The sequence below is a fragment of the Dysgonomonas mossii genome (assembly GCF_004569505.1).
Classification (GTDB): domain Bacteria; phylum Bacteroidota; class Bacteroidia; order Bacteroidales; family Dysgonomonadaceae; genus Dysgonomonas.
The window spans coordinates 1-494 of sequence record NZ_SPPK01000042.1 but is presented as its reverse complement, the minus strand read 5'-3'; the positions used below and the strand labels follow the sequence as shown (position 1 = coordinate 494).

Sequence of the window (494 nt, the reverse complement as noted above, 5' to 3'; positions counted from 1 at the left end):
GCGTTACAAGTGAGTATGGACCAGTAGAACGTGCGTGTAATTTATCATCGAACATGTTTGCAAGTTTAAGCATATACGTAACACCTACAGATACACGGTTATCAAATGGTTCACCAGTACGACCATCGTATAAGACAGTTTTACCGTCACGAGCCATACCTGCTTCTTCAATAGTTGACCAAACATCATCATCGTTAGCACCATCAAATACTGGTGAAGCAACATGAATACCTAGATTCTTAGCTGCCATACCTAGATGAAGTTCTAAAACTTGTCCGATATTCATACGAGAAGGTACACCTAATGGGTTTAACATAAGGTCAATTGGTGTTCCATCTGGTAAGTAAGGCATATCTTCTTCAGGTAAAATACGTGAAATTACACCTTTGTTACCATGACGACCACACATTTTATCCCCTTCGTGTATTTTACGTTTTTGAACGATATAAACACGAACTAATTGGTTAACACCTGGAGATAATGAATCATCGCCT

General features: G+C 38.9%; 1 pseudogene. It reads right to left on the bottom strand.

Going from position 1 to position 494, the window contains the following annotated elements:
• Positions 1-494, bottom strand: a pseudogene (rpoB, locus tag E4T88_RS17345) (DNA-directed RNA polymerase subunit beta); the annotation flags it as partial.